Origin of the sequence: Allomesorhizobium aridi (assembly GCF_043769475.1) — a bacterium.
Taxonomy (GTDB): domain Bacteria; phylum Pseudomonadota; class Alphaproteobacteria; order Rhizobiales; family Rhizobiaceae; genus Allomesorhizobium.
Map to the genome: position 1 here is coordinate 5,581,149 of NZ_CP171729.1, position 15,249 is coordinate 5,596,397.

Consider the following 15,249-nt stretch of genomic DNA (forward strand, 5'->3'; position numbering starts at 1 on the left):
AGTCCGGAATGCAACACGAATCGGATTTTTCGGTTTTCCCCAACTTGCCCGCGAAAAAACCCTTTGGTCGCGGAACGGGGTCGCCGGGCGACGTTTCCGTTGACTTCACGGCCGAAAAATCCAATATGCCCGCATGGCCGCCGCTTTGGCGGCTTTTTTGATTTTTCCGGTACCGGAGACGCATATAATGAGCGGTTCGGCGCTTTTCGAGACCTTCGCCCGTGTCCCCCTGTCGTTCGACCGGGGCGAGGGGACCTGGCTGATCACCGAAGACGGCCAGCGCTATCTCGATTTCGCCGGCGGCATCGCCGTCAACTCGCTCGGCCACGGCCATCCGAAGCTGGTCGCCGCGCTCACCGAGCAGGCCGGCAAGCTGTGGCACACCTCCAACCTCTACCAGATTCCCGGCCAGACCCGGCTTGCCGAGCGGCTGGTCGAAAACACCTTCGCCGACAAGGTGTTCTTCACCAATTCCGGCGCCGAGGCGCTGGAATGCGCGATCAAGACCGCGCGCCGCTATCATTATGTAAACGGCCGCCCCGAGCGCTTCCGCACCATCACCTTCGAGGGCGCCTTCCACGGTCGCACGCTGGCTACGATCGCTGCCGGCGGCCAGCAGAAATACCTCGAAGGCTACGGCCCCAAGGTCGAGGGCTTCGACCAGGTGCCCTTCGACGACATCGACGCCGCCGAGAAGGCGATCACCGGCGAGACGGCCGGCATACTGATCGAGCCGGTGCAGGGCGAAGGCGGCATCCGCGAGGTGCCGGCGCAATCGCTGAAGCGCCTGCGCGAGCTCTGCGACGAGCACGGCCTGCTCCTGATCTTCGACGAAGTGCAATGCGGCATCGGCCGCACCGGCAAGCTGTTCGCCCATGAATGGGCCGGCGTGACGCCCGACCTGATGGCGATTGCCAAGGGCATAGGCGGCGGCTTCCCGATGGGCGCGTGCCTTGCGACCGACGAGGCGGCGGCCGCCATGACGCCCGGCGTGCACGGCACCACCTTCGGCGGCAATCCGCTCGCCATGGCGGTCGGCAACGCCGTGCTCGACGTGGTGCTGGAGGAAGGCTTCCTCGACGAAGTCCGCCGCAAGGGCCTGCTGATGAAGCAGGGGCTCGCCGCGATTGCGGACGAATTTCCCGAAGTGATCGAGGCGATCCGCGGCTCGGGCCTGATGCTCGGCGTCAAGTGCAAGGCGCCCAACGCCAAGGTCGCGGCCGCTCTGCGTGACCAGAAGCTGCTTTCGGTCCCGGCCGGCGACAACGTCCTGCGCCTGCTGCCGCCGCTGACCGTCACCGACGCGGAAATCCGCGAGGCGCTGGCTCGTATCCGGGCGGGCGCCATGAGCCTTGCGCCTGCCGCCGCCGCGACCTGATCGCCGGAGTTTCCGACATGACAATCCGCCATTTCACCGATCTTTCAGCCGTTCCGGCGACCGAGCTTCGCGGCATGCTCGACGACGCCGCCCGCCGCAAGGCGCGGCTGAAGGCCGGCGAACGCTCGCGCCCGCTCGAAGGCAAGGTCCTGGCGATGATCTTCGACAAGCCGTCGACCAGGACGCGCGTTTCCTTCGATGTCGGCATGCGCCAGCTCGGCGGCGAGACCATCATGCTGACGGGCGCGGAAATGCAGCTCGGCCGCTCCGAAACCATCGCCGACACGGCGAAGGTGCTGTCGCGCTATGTCGACGCGATCATGATCCGCACGACCTCGCACGAGCGCCTGCTGGAGCTGACCGAAAACGCCGGCGTGCCGGTGATAAACGGCCTCACCGACGACACCCACCCCTGCCAGCTCATGGCCGACATCATGACCTTCGAGGAGCATCGCGGCAGCGTCGCCGGCAAGACTTTCGCCTGGGTCGGCGACGGCAACAACGTACTCCACTCCCTGCTCGAAGCCTCGGCCCGCTTCAGCTTCAACCTGAAGGTCGGCGTGCCCGAAGGCTCGGCGCCCGAGCAGAAATATGTCGACTGGGCGAGGAACAATGGCGGCTCCGTGAGCTTCACCAAGTCGGCCGAGGAAGCGGCCGACGGCGCCGACTGCGTCGTCACCGACTGCTGGGTCTCGATGGGCCAGGAACACCGCGCCCGCGGCCACAATGTCTTTCTGCCCTACCAGGTCAACGCGGCCCTGATGAAGCACGCGCAGCCCGACGCGCTTTTCATGCATTGCCTGCCCGCCCATCGCGGCGAAGAGGTCACCGACGAGGTTATCGACGGTCCGCATTCGGTGGTGTTCGACGAGGCCGAAAACCGGCTGCACGCCCAGAAGGCGGTGCTTGCGTGGTGCCTGGGCGCTTGAAGCAGGCTGCCCGAACGCCTATCTCGTCGGATCACACCCTCTTTTTGATTGAATACGGCTTTTCGCCGGGCGTTCTTTGCGCGCGTCCCGGACAAGCCATGAAGGATTTGGCCCGGTGACCGACAAGGAACGCAAGCTTGGTGAATTCGGCTTTGCCGGCGACGACGATGTCGTGCCGTTCGAGGTCGGCGCGCTCGACGTGCGCGGGCGCATGGTCCAGCTTGGGCCGCTGCTCGACCAGATTCTCGCCCGCCACGACTATCCCGATCCGGTCGCCAGGCTCCTGGCCGAGGCAACGCTCGTGGCGGTGCTGCTCGGCACTTCGCTGAAGTTCGAGGGCAAGTTCATCCTGCAGACCCGCACCGATGGTCCGGTCGACATGCTGGTGGCCGACTTCTCGACGCCGAAATCGCTGCGCGCCTATGCGCGTTTCGATGCCGACAAGCTCGCCGCGGCCGTCGAGGCGGGCGAGGCTGCGCCGGAAAAGCTTCTCGGCAACGGCATACTGGCGCTCACCATCGACCAGGGCGGCGACATGCAGCGCTACCAGGGCATCGTCGCGCTCGACGGCGAGACGGCTCGAGGAGGCGGCCAAGACCTACTTCCGCCAGTCCGAGCAGATCCCGACCGATATCCGGCTGTCCGTGGGCAAGCTCATCCTGCCCGCGGCCGGCGGCAGCCGGGAGCACTGGCGCGCCGGCGGCCTGCTCGCGCAGTTCCTGCCCAAGGCGCCGGAGCGCTTGCGCATGCCCGACCTGCATGGCGGCGACGGCGATCCCGGCCAGCCGCCGCACGAAGTCGCCGACGATTCCTGGCGCGAACTGCAGGCGCTCATGGCGACGGTCGAGCACAACGAGCTGCTCGACCCCTCGGTCGGCTCGGAAAGGCTGCTCTACCGGCTGTTCAACGAGCATGGCGTGCGCGTCTTCGAAGGAACCCATGTCGAGGACGAATGCTCCTGCTCGCGAGCCAAGATCCGCGGCATCCTCGAAGGCTTTTCCGCCGAGGAGATCGAGGAAAGTACGGAAGACGGCATCATCCGCGTCAACTGCGAATTCTGCTCGAAAGCCTACGAATTCGAGCCGGCGGAATTTTCAGCGGAAGCGTGATTGGGCGAAGCGGCTCCTCCCCGTGAACGGCAATCGCATATGGTTGCAAAAATCAGGTGCAGTGAACGTTTCGCCGGGTGTCCGTACCTGAGAAGATCCTGGCGGCCTCGCCCTACCGGAAATCAAAAGCGGTGCAGAACAGACAGGCCACCGCGCCTCGCCTGCAAGCCGTATGCGATCACCCTGCGAAGCGGGGGGTGAGAAGCCGGTTTGCCGAAGGCAAATCCGTCGTGCCGGTGGCACGATGGAAGGCAAGCGAACGCCGGGACGCTGCGCAGCAGCGGGGACCCGGCCAGCAAGGACCGCCGAAGTCGGTTGAGGGCAGCCCTCAATTCACCCGCCGCTTCCCCGGCAGGTCCAGCGAGAACGCCGGGATATCGACTTCGAACGTTTCACCCCGGCGGTTTCGCATCGTGTAGCGCCCGACCATGATGCCGGACGGTGTCGAAAGCGGGCAGCCCGACATGTACTGATAGCTGTCGCCGGGGTTGAGCCCCGGCTGCTCGCCGATCACGCCGGGGCCGCGCACTTCCTCGACACGGCCGGCGCCGTCGGTGATGTGCCAGTAGCGCGACATGAGCTGCACGAACTCGTTCGACTGGTTGGCGATCGTCACCCGATAGGCCCACATATAGCGGTTCTCCGCGGGATCGGATCGGTCCTCGAGATAGAACGGTTCGACATTCACTTCGATGTCGCGCGTGACGGCGCTGTACATTGGCGCGCTCCTTCGGAGCTAGAATCTGCCTGCCGGGCCGACAGGTCAACCTCGTTCGGCCGGTGCAAACCGGATTGTGATTTCCGCTTTACGGGATTTTTCGTTTACTGCGGACTATAGACAGGCCCGGGAGGCAACAAATGATGGACGGCTGGGCGCGCCGCCGCCTCGATCCACCACTCGATATCATCGGCGCACGGCTTGCCGGCGCCGGCGTCTCCGCCAATGCCGTCACCGTCGCGGCCTGCACTGTCGGGCTGGCAGCGACGGTCGCGATCGCGTGCGGCCTCTTCTGGCTCGGCCTCGTCCTGCTGCTGGCCAGCCGGCTCGGCGACGGGCTCGACGGCGCGGTCGCCAAGGTCAACGGCAGGACCGATCTTGGCGGCTATCTCGATATCGTGCTCGATTTCGTCTTCTACGGCGCCATTCCCATCGGCTTCGTGCTGGCCGATCCGGCGGCCAATGCGGTGGCGGGCGCGGTGCTCGTTTTTTCCTTCTATGTCAACGGATCGAGCTTCCTCGCCTATGCCGTGATGGCCGAGAAGCGCAAGCTCGCGACCGAGGCGCGCGGCGCCAAATCGCTGTTCTTCACCACCGGGCTGGCCGAGGCCAGCGAGACAATCGCCGTCTTCGCGGCCTTCTGCCTGTTTCCGGCCTGGTTTCCGCCGCTGGCCTACGCGTTTGCCGGCTTGACGCTCTACACCGCCGTGTCGAGGATCGTGCTGGCCTGGCGGACCTTCGGCTGAGAAGCGACGGACGAATTCTGAACTTTGCCTGGCCTTGGCCGGCGCAATTTCATTGCGGCGCCGGCGCGGGATCGACCTTTTTCAGCATGACGTTGTTGAGGCTGACGGATCCGTCTGCGTGCAAATTGACTTTCCACAACAGGTGCCCGCCCGGCATGGTGTTGGCGTATCCTTTGAGCAGGCGCGCCATGGGCAGGATTTCAGCCGACTGAGGATCCGACGTCGCCTGGAGCGCGTCCAGAACCCTGTCATAGCCGGTTGCGTCAAACGTCATGTTGATGACGGGCTTACCTTCGGCGAACGTCATTTCGCCCTCGGCGACGATCTCGGTATCCGCGTTCCTGATTGTGCTTTTCGCAAACACGATTTTCGGCGGATTGGCCTTGAATTCCGCGGCAATCTCCTCTGTCACGGTGGCCGGTATGGGAGGGTCCCGATTGAGATCCAGAGTGTCGATTACCTTCCTCGCCGGCGCGTCCAGATTCAAGTTCGTGCCGCTGAAGTTTACGTCCACGTCGGTCGGGATAAGAACTGAGGCCCAGGCGGGCAGGAACAGCGAGGCGACCTCCATCTTCGAGAGTTGAAAGCCGTAGCTCAGCTTTGCGTTCTGGCGGATGCCATCCATGGCGACCGAAGCGTTCACCTTTCCGGCACGCAGTATGCCAACCGGGCTGGTCACCGACAGGTCGGCAAGTGCATAAGTTCCGCTCATATGTTCCCAACCGGGTAGCGCCGCCAGCATTAGCGACTTCATCTCCGCCTGATTGACCTTCATTTTCTCTGGATCAGCATTGGCCACTCCGAAGGCCAGCAGATCGAGGAACGGCTTTGTCTTCATCCCGGTACCGGCGCCCTCTACCGAGAGCGAGGCGGCTTTCATCGCGACGGAAAAATTGGTGTTGCTATCGGGCAGGATGACGTTGCTGGTTTGGGAATAATCGGCCATCGTCTGCCTGGAGGAGAAATCGACCCCGCCATATGCGGATCGGGTCGCGGTCATGGCCACGGTGCCCGCGCCGTAGCTGTTTTCGCCCTCGCTGGCGGCGTCCTTCGACATCAGCTTGATGCCGGCGTACGACCCGGTAGCGCTGGAGAATGCACCTAGTTCAGGGTCGTAGACGCCGGTCATGCTTCCGTCGGCCGTCTTCCATTCCGTTCGCTGCAGGTCTGGCTTCTCGCCCGCTTCGACCCATCCATCGGGCCACAGGTCGCCGTTGACCTGCCACGTTCCGTCGGCTTGTGGTTTCACACGCAACGCGTAAGGCGCGACGTGGAATTTCAAGGGGGACTCGGCAGGGACAAGCGTGCCGAGGGCATTGAAATCGATGTCGATCCTATAGGCATCGCCGTCGGCGACGACATTGACGATGCCGTTGTCGAAAGCGGCTTGGCTTACGTACTGCGCGAGGGAGTGCGAGAGTTGAGCAGCACCTTGCCCGTCGATGGTCTGGGCCGAGGCTGTCGTACTCAGAGCGGCGATCGACAGCATTGGAAGCAAGTGACGCACGGAGATCTCCTCGACGACTTGGAACATATTCCTTTCCAGAAGTGGTAGGAAATCTCCACACCAACTGCAAATTGTTTCACGGTCAGTGTATTCAAGTCAGGTTGCGTTCGACAGCGATTGCAGTGCGAACATTCGGAGGGACCCAATGACGGCTGAAGAGTTCCGGGCGTTGGCGCTGACCTTTCCGGGGGCGGTCGAAGGCAGCCATTTCGACATCGCCGATTTTCGCGTAGGCAAGAAGATCTTCGCGACTTTGCGCGAAAGCGACGGCCGCGCGGTGCTGAAGCTTTCCCCGGACGAGCAGCACCTTCTTGTCGAGACGGGGCGCGGCGTTTTCGTCCCGATCAAGGGTTCATGGGGCTTCAAGGGCTGGACTCAGGTCATGCTCGGGCAGGCGGACAAAGAAACCGTCCGCCACGCTATGTCCTTCGCCTGGAGAACCGTCGCACCGAAGAGGCTCGGTCGCTGACGCCCCCTCCGCCATCCCCGTAAACCGGGGAGGATCAGGTTTCTCCCCTGCGAAGCGGGGGTGAGCAGCCGGTTTGCCGAAGGCAAATCCGTCGTGCCGGTGGCACGATGGAAGGCCAGCGAACGCCGGGACGCTGCGCAGCAGCGGGGACCCGGCCGGCAAGGACCGCCGGAGGCGGTGGAGGGGGCGAGCCGCGCTCCAGCAGCGCCGCCCATGCAATGTGTGGATAGAATCCATGTCCCCTTCCAGCCCGATCGAAGAAAGATCCATTGCGGATCAATGGCATAACAGCCGGCGAGAAGAATTTTCGCACCTGCATTTGTGCACACATCCCGCCCCACCCGCATAATCCGTGGCATCGCCCTTGCGGGAACCGGTTCCGGACCGGGGATCGGTAGGGCGGCGGTGACCTCTCCCCGTGGATTCGGTTCCCACGGGCCTGAGGGCGTCCGACGGGCCGGCATTCCGAGCGAAGCGTCAATGCTTCGTGAACGGAAGGCGGATCATCCGCGCGTCATTGTCCATGGAAAGAACATGGAGCGGGGCGCGTGACCGGTCGACCGGGGCGACAGACACCGGCGGGGCGCGGAAGCTGCGCCACGTATTCAATTTCGGTAGGCAAGGCCAAGCGCCCCGCTTCCCGACTCCTCCCTGCAAAGGGAGCGTTCTTTGACAGAGGCCAGACGGTGAAAACCGGGCGTGGCGATGATGAAACGCGCCTCTCCCTTCTCCCCCTGTGGGAGAAGGTGGATTGGCGCGAAGCGCCAAGACGGATGAGGGGTGTTGGAAGGAATGATGCGGAGAAGGTGGAGCTCAAACAATGTCGAAGAGCAGACAATCGTCGGCGGTGGCGCTCCGTCCAGCACCCCTCATCCGGCCTCCTCTTCGACAAGCTCAGGGTCGGCCACCTTCTCCCACAAGGAGAGAAGGGAAATCAACACACCCCGCTGCCGGTCAAGGCGATCTCACCCCGCGATCTTCAGCGCCTGCTCGATGTCCTCCAGCAGGTCGCCGGCATCCTCCAGTCCGACCGAAAGGCGCAGCGTCCCAGGCCCGATGCCGAGTTCGGCGCGCGCCTCGTCGGAGAGGTTCTTGTGCGTGGTGGTCGCCGGATGGGTGATCAGGCTCTTGGAATCGCCGAGATTGTTGGAGATCAGCACCACGTCCAGCGCGTTCTGGAAGGCGAAGGCCGATTTCTTGCCGCCCTTCAAATCGAGGCAGATCAGCGTAGAGCCGCCGAGCATCTGCTTCTTCACGATATCGGCCTGCGGATGATCACTGCGCCCCGGATAAATCACACGCGCCACCTCCGGCCGCTCGGCCAGGAAGTCGGCGATCTTGCCGGCGCTCTCCGTCTGCTGGCGCACGCGCACGGGCAGCGTTTCCAGCCCCTTGAGCAGCGTCCAGGCGTTGAACGGCGACAGGCTCGGGCCGGTATGGCGGAAATAATCGTGCAGATTCTCGTCGATCCATTTCTTGTCCGACAGGATGACCCCGCCGAGGCATCGTCCCTGGCCGTCGATGTGCTTGGTCGCGGAGTAGACGACGACATGTGCGCCGAGCGTGAGCGGCTTCTGCTGCAGCGGTGTGGCGAACACGTTGTCGACCACCAGCCGGCCGCCGATCGAATTCGCCAACCTTGCCACCGCCTCGATGTCGATGACTTCGAGCGTCGGGTTGGTCGGGCTTTCGAGGAAGAAAAGCTTGGTGTTGGGGCGAACCGCCCGCTCCCAGTTTTCGATCTTCGTGCCGTCGACCAGCGTCGTCTCGATGCCGTATCTCGGCGCCAGCGTCTCGACCACCCACCGGCAAGAGCCGAACAGCGCACGCGCCGCCACGATATGGTCGCCGGCTTTGAGGGAGCACAGGATGGCCGCCGTCACGGCCGCCATGCCGGACGCGGTGGCGCGCGCATCCTCGGCGCCTTCCAGCGCGCACATGCGCTTTTCGAACATGTCGACGGTCGGGTTGGCGTAGCGCGAATAGATGAAACCGGGCTCCTCGCCCTTGAAGCGGGCCTCGGCGGCCTCGGCCGTGTCGTAGACATAGCCCTGCGTCAGGTAGATCGCCTCGGAGGTCTCGCCGAAGCCGGAACGCATCGTTCCCGAATGCACGAGCTGGGTCGCGGGTTTCCAGTTGCGCTTCTTTTCGATGGTCATTGCGCTGTCCCCAAAATACAAAAAAACCGGCGGCGAAAATCGCAACCGGTCCATATGGCCTCGCGGCCCGACGGTCCTTTAGCGATTTATTTAACGTGGCTGCAAGCCGACCGGCCAAATCACCACGGGATAAATGTCCATTAGACCCGCGGCCGGCTTGCGTCAATTGCCGGCTTCATTAAACCTCGCCGGACGTTTTTAAGGAACAGATGCACTTGCGGCAGACGGGCATTCTTCCGGACCAGGACATTGCGGGGCTGTTTCAGTCCGGCGCGCTGGCGTCTGCCAAGAAGCTCGATGCGGACCAGATCCAGCCGGCCAGCCTCGACCTGCGGCTCGGCGAAAAAGCCTGGCGGGTGCGCGCCAGCTTCCTGCCGGGCCCCAACCACCGCGTTTCGGAAAAGCTCGACCGCCTGAAGCTGCACGAGATCGACCTGACCGACGGCGCGGTGCTTGAAACCGGCTGCGTCTACATCGTGCCGCTTCTGGAAAGCCTTAACCTTCCGGCTGGCGTCTCGGCCTCGGCCAATCCGAAAAGTTCGACCGGCCGGCTCGATATCTTCACCCGCGTCATGACCGATCGCGGCCAGGAATTCGACAAGATCCAGGCCGGCTATTCCGGCCCGCTCTATCTGGAGGTCAGCCCGCGCACCTTCCCGATCATCGCGCGGACAGGGTCGCGGCTCTCGCAGATCCGCTTCCGCATCGGCAATGCGCTGTTGTCCGAGGCAGAACTTCACAAGCTGCATGCGAGCGAGACGCTGGTCGCGTCGGAAATGCCGAACATTTCGGGCGGCGGCATAGCGCTGTCGATCGACTTGAGCGGCGACGACAAGGGCCTCATCGGCTATCGCGGCAAGCACCACACCAGCCTGATCGACGTCGACAAGCGCGCCGCCCACGGCGTCTACGATTTCTGGGAGCCGCTCTACAATCGCGGCGGCGCGGGCGAACTCATCCTCGATCCCGACGAGTTCTACATACTGGTGTCGCGCGAGGCGGTGCACGTGCCGCCGCTTTATGCCGCCGAAATGACCCCGTTCGACCCGCTGGTAGGCGAATTCCGCGTCCACTATGCCGGTTTCTTCGATCCCGGCTTCGGCCATTCCGCCGCCGGCGGCACCGGCAGCCGCGCGGTGCTGGAGGTGCGCAGCCACGAAGTGCCGTTCATCCTCGAGCACGGCCAGATCGTCGGCCGCCTTGTCTACGAGCACATGCTGTCGCGGCCGAAAGCGCTCTACGGGACCGATCTCGGCTCCAACTATCAGGCGCAGGGCCTGAAGCTGTCGAAGCATTTCCGCCCGGCGGACTGAAGCAGCCTACGATCCGGTGCGGGTCGGCACCGGCAGGCGTTCGAAATATTCCTGATGCTCGCGCGCCACGCACGCCGCCCGCTCGGCGTTGCCGCTGGCGATCGCGTCTACGATCGGCTGGTGGCTGTCGGCTATCTCGACGAGGTCGAGCCCTTCGACCAGCATGGTGATCGTCGTGCGCGTCTCGATCTGCAGCGACTGCCAGATATTGAGCAGCAGTCGGTTGCCGGCGGCCTGCATGATGGCGCGGTGGAACTTCACCGAATGCTCGACCACGCCATGCGTATCGGTCGCGAGCGCGGCCGCATGCATCATGTCGACCTCGCGCTGCAACAGCGCCAGGTCGCAGCTCCGCTTCGCTGTCGCGGTCCGGGTCGCCTGCTCCTCGAGCGCGCCGCGCACCGCATAGATTTCGCGCAGGCCGTCGCCCATCACCTCGGCGACATAGGTGCCGCGCCGCGGCAGGTTGGTGACGAGCCCGGTCGCCTCGAGCTCCCGCAGCGCCTCGCGCACCGGCCCCTGGCTGGTCCCGAATTCCTCCGCAATGCGCAGTTCGACCAGGCGCTCGCCGGGATGGTAATGGCCGCCCAGTATGCGGCGCAGCAGCGCCTCCTTGAGCCGCTGGCGCAAAGGTATGTTGACGAACGCCGCCTCATGCCGGTCGGCCGCGACGTCTGATCCGATCTTGCGCAGTTGGTTCATGCCCGCCGCCCGCCGTTCCGCCTTCAAAGGTTGCCGATTCGCCGCTTGCCGCAATGCAGCATCTTATTTTTCGCCGCCGCGGTTGACAAAACAATTCTCATTTATCGATAATAGATAATCAAGAGGCTGAAAAGCCCATCGTCGTCTGGGAGGACATCCGATGTTGCAGGCGGTAATCGTGCCGGGTTCGCTTCCCCTCGCGCAGGAGGCGCTGGCCAGGCATCCCGGTGCGGCGCTGATGGCCGGTGGCACGGTGGTCATGCCGGTGCTGAATTACGGCACGGACAGCTTCGACACGCTGGTAAGCCTCCGCAACGCGGGTCTCTCCGGAATTTTTATCAGCGACGGCAAGGTCTCTGTCGGCGCTGCCACCTCACTTAGCGAATTGCAGGAAAGGCCGGAACTCGCCTTCCTGGGGCCGGCGATCGACACGATCGCATCCCCGACCATCCGCAACATGGCCACCGTCGGCGGCAACCTTTTCGTCGAGCAGCCCTATGGCGATCTTGCCGTCTGCCTCATCGCGCTCGGCGCCACCGCCGCCGTCGCGGACGGCGGCGCGGCGCGCTTCGAGCCTGTCGAAAGCATTGTCCGGCGTGGCGTCGCGAAAGGCGAAATCGTAACCAAGATTTCCTTCACGCTGCCTGCCCCGGGGACCTTCAAATTTACCAAGGCTACCCGCCGCGCCTTCAATTCCGCCGCCATCGTGACCGTCGCCGCCGTGATCGGGCTCGAAGACGGCAAGGTTGCCGAATGCCGCGTCGCGCTCGGCGGCGTCGCCAGGCATCCGCTCCGGGCCAAGTCGGTAGAGGAAAAGCTGCTCGGGCAGATCTTCGACCGGGCGAGCGTCATGACTGCGGCCGAGGCGGCCGGCAGCGACATCGAGCCCTTCGACGACGCCTATGCCAGCGCCTGGTACCGCAGGCGCGTAACGCCGGTTCACATCAGGCGCGCGCTGATCGGCGAATAGCTGCAACCGAAACAGAGCCACCAGGAGGGAGCCATGAAGCACGCAGTCGTATCGCTGACCGTCAACGGCGCGGAGCGGCAGATGCTGGTGGCGCCGGGAACCACGCTGCTTGAAGCGTTGCGCGAAAACCAAGGACTCACCGGCACGCGCCGCGGCTGCGACCAGGGCGCCTGCGGCGCTTGCACGGTGCTGCTCGACGGCAGGACGGTGATGTCCTGCATGGTTCCGGTCGAGACCATCGACGAGGCGCGGGTCGACACGATCGAGGGGCTGACCCCGCCACAGGGACTGCACCCGATCCAGGAGGCGTTCCTGGAAGGCTTCGCCACCCAATGCGGCTTCTGCACCTCAGGCATGATCATGGCCACCGCCGGCCTGCTGGCTAAAAATCCCGATCCGACGCGGGAAGACGCCGTCCGCGCCATCTCCGGCAATATCTGCCGCTGCACCGGCTACGAGGCGATCATCGACGCCGTTCTCGACGCAGCTAAACGCGTGGGCGCCGCCCGCTCCGCACAGGCAGCCTGAGGAAGTACCGTGGAAAAGATCGACACCAGTTTCTTTTCAGCCGAGCGCGAAGCCAAACTCGACGTGGTCGGAACCAGCGTTCAGCGGGCAGACGCGCGCAGCCACGTCACCGGCCGGACCCAATTCTACGAGGATGTCAGCTTTCCCGGCATGCTGCACCTGAAGATGGTGCGCTCGACGCGCCATCACGCATTGATAAAGAAGCTCGATACCGAGCCGGCAATGCAAGTGCCGGGCGTGATGCGCGTGCTGACCTACAAGGACGTGCCGAACAACTGGTACACGATCCTGAAGCTGATCGGCGTCGAACCGGACGACGAGCCGGTGCTGCCGGAAGACCGTGTGCTGTTCATGGGCGAGCAGATCTGCGCCGTGCTGGCCGAGACGCCGCAGGCCGCGCTCGAAGGCGCGCGCAGGGTGGTGGTCGACTACGAAGACCTGCCGGCGGTGTTCGATGTCGAGGAGGCGATGATCTCGACGCCCTTCAAGAAACAGGGCACGAACCATTTCGTCTATGAAGGCCACAATTGCCGCCGCATCCGCTTCGGCGATGTCGAAAAGGCGTTCGCCGGGGCCGACCACATCATCGAGCACCGCTACGAATCCTCGCCGATCGAGCACGCGCCGACCGAAACGACGGGATGCATCGCCAAGCCGGAAGGCAATGGCCGTGTCACCGTCTATTCGAACACGCAGGCGCTCTATTTCACGCTGGACAATATGGCGCTGATCCTCGGCGTGCCGTTCAACAAGCTCAGGCTGGTCGGCGGAACCGTCGGCGGCGGCTTCGGCGGCAAGGTCGATGTCATGGTCGAGCCGATCGCGGCGCTGGGCGCGATGCTCACCAACCGCCCGGTCAAATATGCCTACAGCCGCGCTGAGGAGATGCAGGTGTCGTCGCCGCGCGCCGCCGAGCGCATCTACATCAAGGATGGCGTGATGAAGGATGGGCGCATCGTTGCCCGCAAGGTCACGCTCTATGTCGACGCCGGCGCCTATTGCCGCCATTCGACCTACGGCACTACCAAGGCCGCCGCCCATATGCCGGGGCCGTACACGATCCCGAACGTCCATGTCGACGCCTATTGCGTCTACACCAACCGCACGCCGTCATCCGCCATGCGCGGCTTCGGCGTCACGATCGGCGACTTCGCGCTGGAATCGCAGATGGATCAGGTCGCCCGCTTCCTCGGCATGGACCCGATGCAACTTCGGCTCATCAACGCCTATCGCGACGGCGACATGAAGGCGCATCGCAAGAAGGTGGAAGGGGCCGCACTCGTCGAGGTGATCCAGGCCGCCGCGAAGCAGACCGGGCATTCGCTTCCGCCGCAATTCGCATCGATGTCGTCGCTGAAGCGGGAGGTGGGCCATGGCCAGGCTTAGGGGACGCGGTGTGGCCGCGGTGAACTATCCGACCGGCATGAACCTCGGCGGCGATCCGAGCCAGGCGCTGGTCCACGCCACCACCACGGGCAGCTTCGTCATCACCCTGTCAAGCGTCGATCTTGGCCAGGGCATCAAGACGGTCGCGGCGCAGATCTGCGCCGAGGCGCTGGGCGTGCCCTACGACACCGTCATGGTCGACACAGCCGACACCGACACGGGGCCGCATTGCATGGGCACCTTCGCCTCGCGCGGCACCCATCGCATCGGCAACGCCGTCATCATGGCCGCGCGGGAAGCCCGTGAAGTGATGCTCAATGTCGCCGCCACCGAGCTCGAGGTCGACGCGGGAGACCTCGTCACCGACGGCAAGGGCCGCATCCATGTGAACGGCGCGCCGGACAAGGGCATCGCGGTGCTTGATGTCGCGCTTGCCGCCCACTTCAAGCATGGCAAGACCATTTCGGGACGCGGTATCTTCCTGAAGCCGAAGAGCGAAGTTGTTGCTGAGACTGGCGAAATGGACCCGGATTCCTGCCAGGCGCATGCCTGCACAGTCGCCGAGGTCGAAGTGGACGACGAAACCGGCGAGGTTGCCGTCCTCAAAATGACCAATGCCTACGAGATCGGCCGCGCCGTCAACCCGGCGCTGGCGCACCAGCAGATCGTCGGCGGGGCGTGGATGGGCATCAGCCACGCGCTCTACGAGACCACCGAACCCTATTACCCCGACCGCTCGCACGGAGCGCTCGACTTCTCCGAATATCTGATGCCGGGACCGGGCGATCTCGCCGAGATGAACTCGGTGATCATTGAGCGGCCGGCCTCGAACGGGCCTTACGGCGCCAAGGGCATCGGCGAGATGACCGCCAATTCGCCGATACCGGCGATCGCCAACGCGATCTTCGACGCCTGCGGCGTGCGCGTCACCTCAATGCCGATCACGCCGGAAAAGATATTGCGCGGGCTCGATGTCCTGCGCGGCCGGACAAATTGAACCCAGCGAAGGACAAAAAGATGATCAAGGTAATGGCCCTGATGAAGCGCAAGGACGGGATGAGCTTCGAGGATTTCAGGAAATGGATCCTCGAGGACCACGTCGCGTTTGCGCGCAATCTGCCGGGTCTGAGGAAATACACCTCCAATGTGCTGCGCGCCGAGAATGCTGACGCGCCGTTCGATGGCGTGTCCGAAATGTACTTCGACGACGAAGCCGCCATGGCCGCGGCGTTCGGCACGGAAGCGGGCAAGGCTGCCGGCGGCGACGCCGCCGCCCACTGCTCCAACCGCTTCCGGATGGTGTGCGACGAGAAGCAGCAGTTCTAGCGGATCAAA

Annotated in this window: 14 protein-coding genes, 1 pseudogene and 1 riboswitch; of the genes and pseudogenes, 11 read left to right on the forward strand and 4 right to left on the reverse strand. The window is 64.2% G+C overall.

What is annotated here, in order from left to right; all coding sequences use genetic code 11:
* The first annotated feature begins 187 nt into the window (after positions 1-187).
* The 3 genes and pseudogenes from ACG873_RS29615 (at position 188) to ACG873_RS29625 (ending at position 3,416) form a co-directional block, all read left to right on the forward strand.
* Complete coding sequence (locus ACG873_RS29615) at positions 188-1,378, forward strand: aspartate aminotransferase family protein (RefSeq protein WP_394889397.1); 1,191 nt, start codon at positions 188-190, stop codon at positions 1,376-1,378.
* 17 nt (positions 1,379-1,395) lie between these two features.
* Positions 1,396-2,307 carry an ornithine carbamoyltransferase gene (gene argF / locus ACG873_RS29620; protein ID WP_394889398.1) on the forward strand — a complete coding sequence of 304 codons (912 nt, stop codon included), beginning with the start codon at positions 1,396-1,398 and terminating at the stop codon, positions 2,305-2,307.
* Between the two features lie 115 nt (positions 2,308-2,422).
* Positions 2,423-3,416 (forward strand): annotated as a pseudogene (locus tag ACG873_RS29625) (Hsp33 family molecular chaperone).
* Between the two features lie 328 nt (positions 3,417-3,744).
* Here the strand turns inward: ACG873_RS29625 and apaG are convergent.
* Positions 3,745-4,134 carry a Co2+/Mg2+ efflux protein ApaG gene (gene apaG, locus ACG873_RS29630; protein ID WP_394889400.1) on the reverse strand — a complete coding sequence of 130 codons (390 nt, stop codon included), beginning with the start codon at positions 4,132-4,134 and terminating at the stop codon, positions 3,745-3,747.
* A gap of 140 nt (positions 4,135-4,274) precedes the next feature.
* Here apaG and ACG873_RS29635 point away from each other — a divergent pair, with 140 nt between their 5' ends.
* Complete coding sequence (locus tag ACG873_RS29635) at positions 4,275-4,880, forward strand: CDP-alcohol phosphatidyltransferase family protein (protein ID WP_394889401.1); 606 nt, start codon at positions 4,275-4,277, stop codon at positions 4,878-4,880.
* Positions 4,881-4,929: 49 nt separating this feature from the next.
* On the opposite strand, the gene ACG873_RS29640 is transcribed toward ACG873_RS29635, so the two are convergent.
* Positions 4,930-6,369, reverse strand: a complete 1,440-nt coding sequence (locus tag ACG873_RS29640; RefSeq protein WP_394889402.1) for a hypothetical protein — start codon at positions 6,367-6,369, stop codon at positions 4,930-4,932.
* A gap of 163 nt (positions 6,370-6,532) precedes the next feature.
* Between ACG873_RS29640 and ACG873_RS29645 the strand changes: the two genes are divergently transcribed.
* The gene (locus ACG873_RS29645; RefSeq protein WP_394889403.1) at positions 6,533-6,856 is read left to right on the forward strand and encodes an MmcQ/YjbR family DNA-binding protein; all 324 of its coding nucleotides are present in this window, start codon (positions 6,533-6,535) and stop codon (positions 6,854-6,856) included.
* 965 nt (positions 6,857-7,821) lie between these two features.
* Here ACG873_RS29645 and ACG873_RS29650 read toward each other — a convergent pair.
* Positions 7,822-9,015, reverse strand: a complete 1,194-nt coding sequence (locus tag ACG873_RS29650) for an O-succinylhomoserine sulfhydrylase (RefSeq protein WP_394889404.1) — start codon at positions 9,013-9,015, stop codon at positions 7,822-7,824.
* Positions 9,016-9,073: 58 nt separating this feature from the next.
* A riboswitch (SAM riboswitch) is annotated at positions 9,074-9,151 on the reverse strand.
* 73 nt (positions 9,152-9,224) lie between these two features.
* Between ACG873_RS29650 and ACG873_RS29655 the strand changes: the two genes are divergently transcribed.
* The gene (locus tag ACG873_RS29655; RefSeq protein ID WP_394889405.1) at positions 9,225-10,328 is read left to right on the forward strand and encodes a 2'-deoxycytidine 5'-triphosphate deaminase; all 1,104 of its coding nucleotides are present in this window, start codon (positions 9,225-9,227) and stop codon (positions 10,326-10,328) included.
* A 6-nt stretch (positions 10,329-10,334) separates the two neighbouring features.
* Here the strand turns inward: ACG873_RS29655 and ACG873_RS29660 are convergent, their stop codons facing one another.
* On the reverse strand, positions 10,335-11,030 hold the full coding sequence (locus tag ACG873_RS29660) for a GntR family transcriptional regulator (protein WP_394889406.1): 696 nt from the start codon (positions 11,028-11,030) through the stop codon (positions 10,335-10,337).
* 160 nt (positions 11,031-11,190) lie between these two features.
* Here ACG873_RS29660 and ACG873_RS29665 point away from each other — a divergent pair, with 160 nt between their 5' ends.
* From ACG873_RS29665 to ACG873_RS29685, 5 genes are read left to right on the forward strand one after another with little or no spacing between them, the layout of a single operon-like run.
* A complete protein-coding gene (locus ACG873_RS29665; protein WP_394889408.1) occupies positions 11,191-12,000 on the forward strand; it encodes an FAD binding domain-containing protein in 810 nt (269 codons plus the stop codon).
* 33 nt (positions 12,001-12,033) lie between these two features.
* On the forward strand, positions 12,034-12,528 hold the full coding sequence (locus tag ACG873_RS29670) for a (2Fe-2S)-binding protein (protein WP_394889409.1): 495 nt from the start codon (positions 12,034-12,036) through the stop codon (positions 12,526-12,528).
* Positions 12,529-12,537: 9 nt separating this feature from the next.
* Complete coding sequence (locus tag ACG873_RS29675) at positions 12,538-13,914, forward strand: xanthine dehydrogenase family protein molybdopterin-binding subunit (protein WP_394889411.1); 1,377 nt, start codon at positions 12,538-12,540, stop codon at positions 13,912-13,914.
* Positions 13,901-14,911 carry a xanthine dehydrogenase family protein molybdopterin-binding subunit gene (locus ACG873_RS29680; protein ID WP_394889413.1) on the forward strand — a complete coding sequence of 337 codons (1,011 nt, stop codon included), beginning with the start codon at positions 13,901-13,903 and terminating at the stop codon, positions 14,909-14,911. The genes ACG873_RS29675 and ACG873_RS29680 overlap by 14 nt, the downstream gene beginning before the upstream one ends.
* Before the next feature lie 20 nt (positions 14,912-14,931).
* Positions 14,932-15,240, forward strand: a complete 309-nt coding sequence (locus ACG873_RS29685) for an EthD family reductase (RefSeq protein ID WP_165028342.1) — start codon at positions 14,932-14,934, stop codon at positions 15,238-15,240.
* The last annotated feature ends 9 nt before the right edge of the window (positions 15,241-15,249 follow it).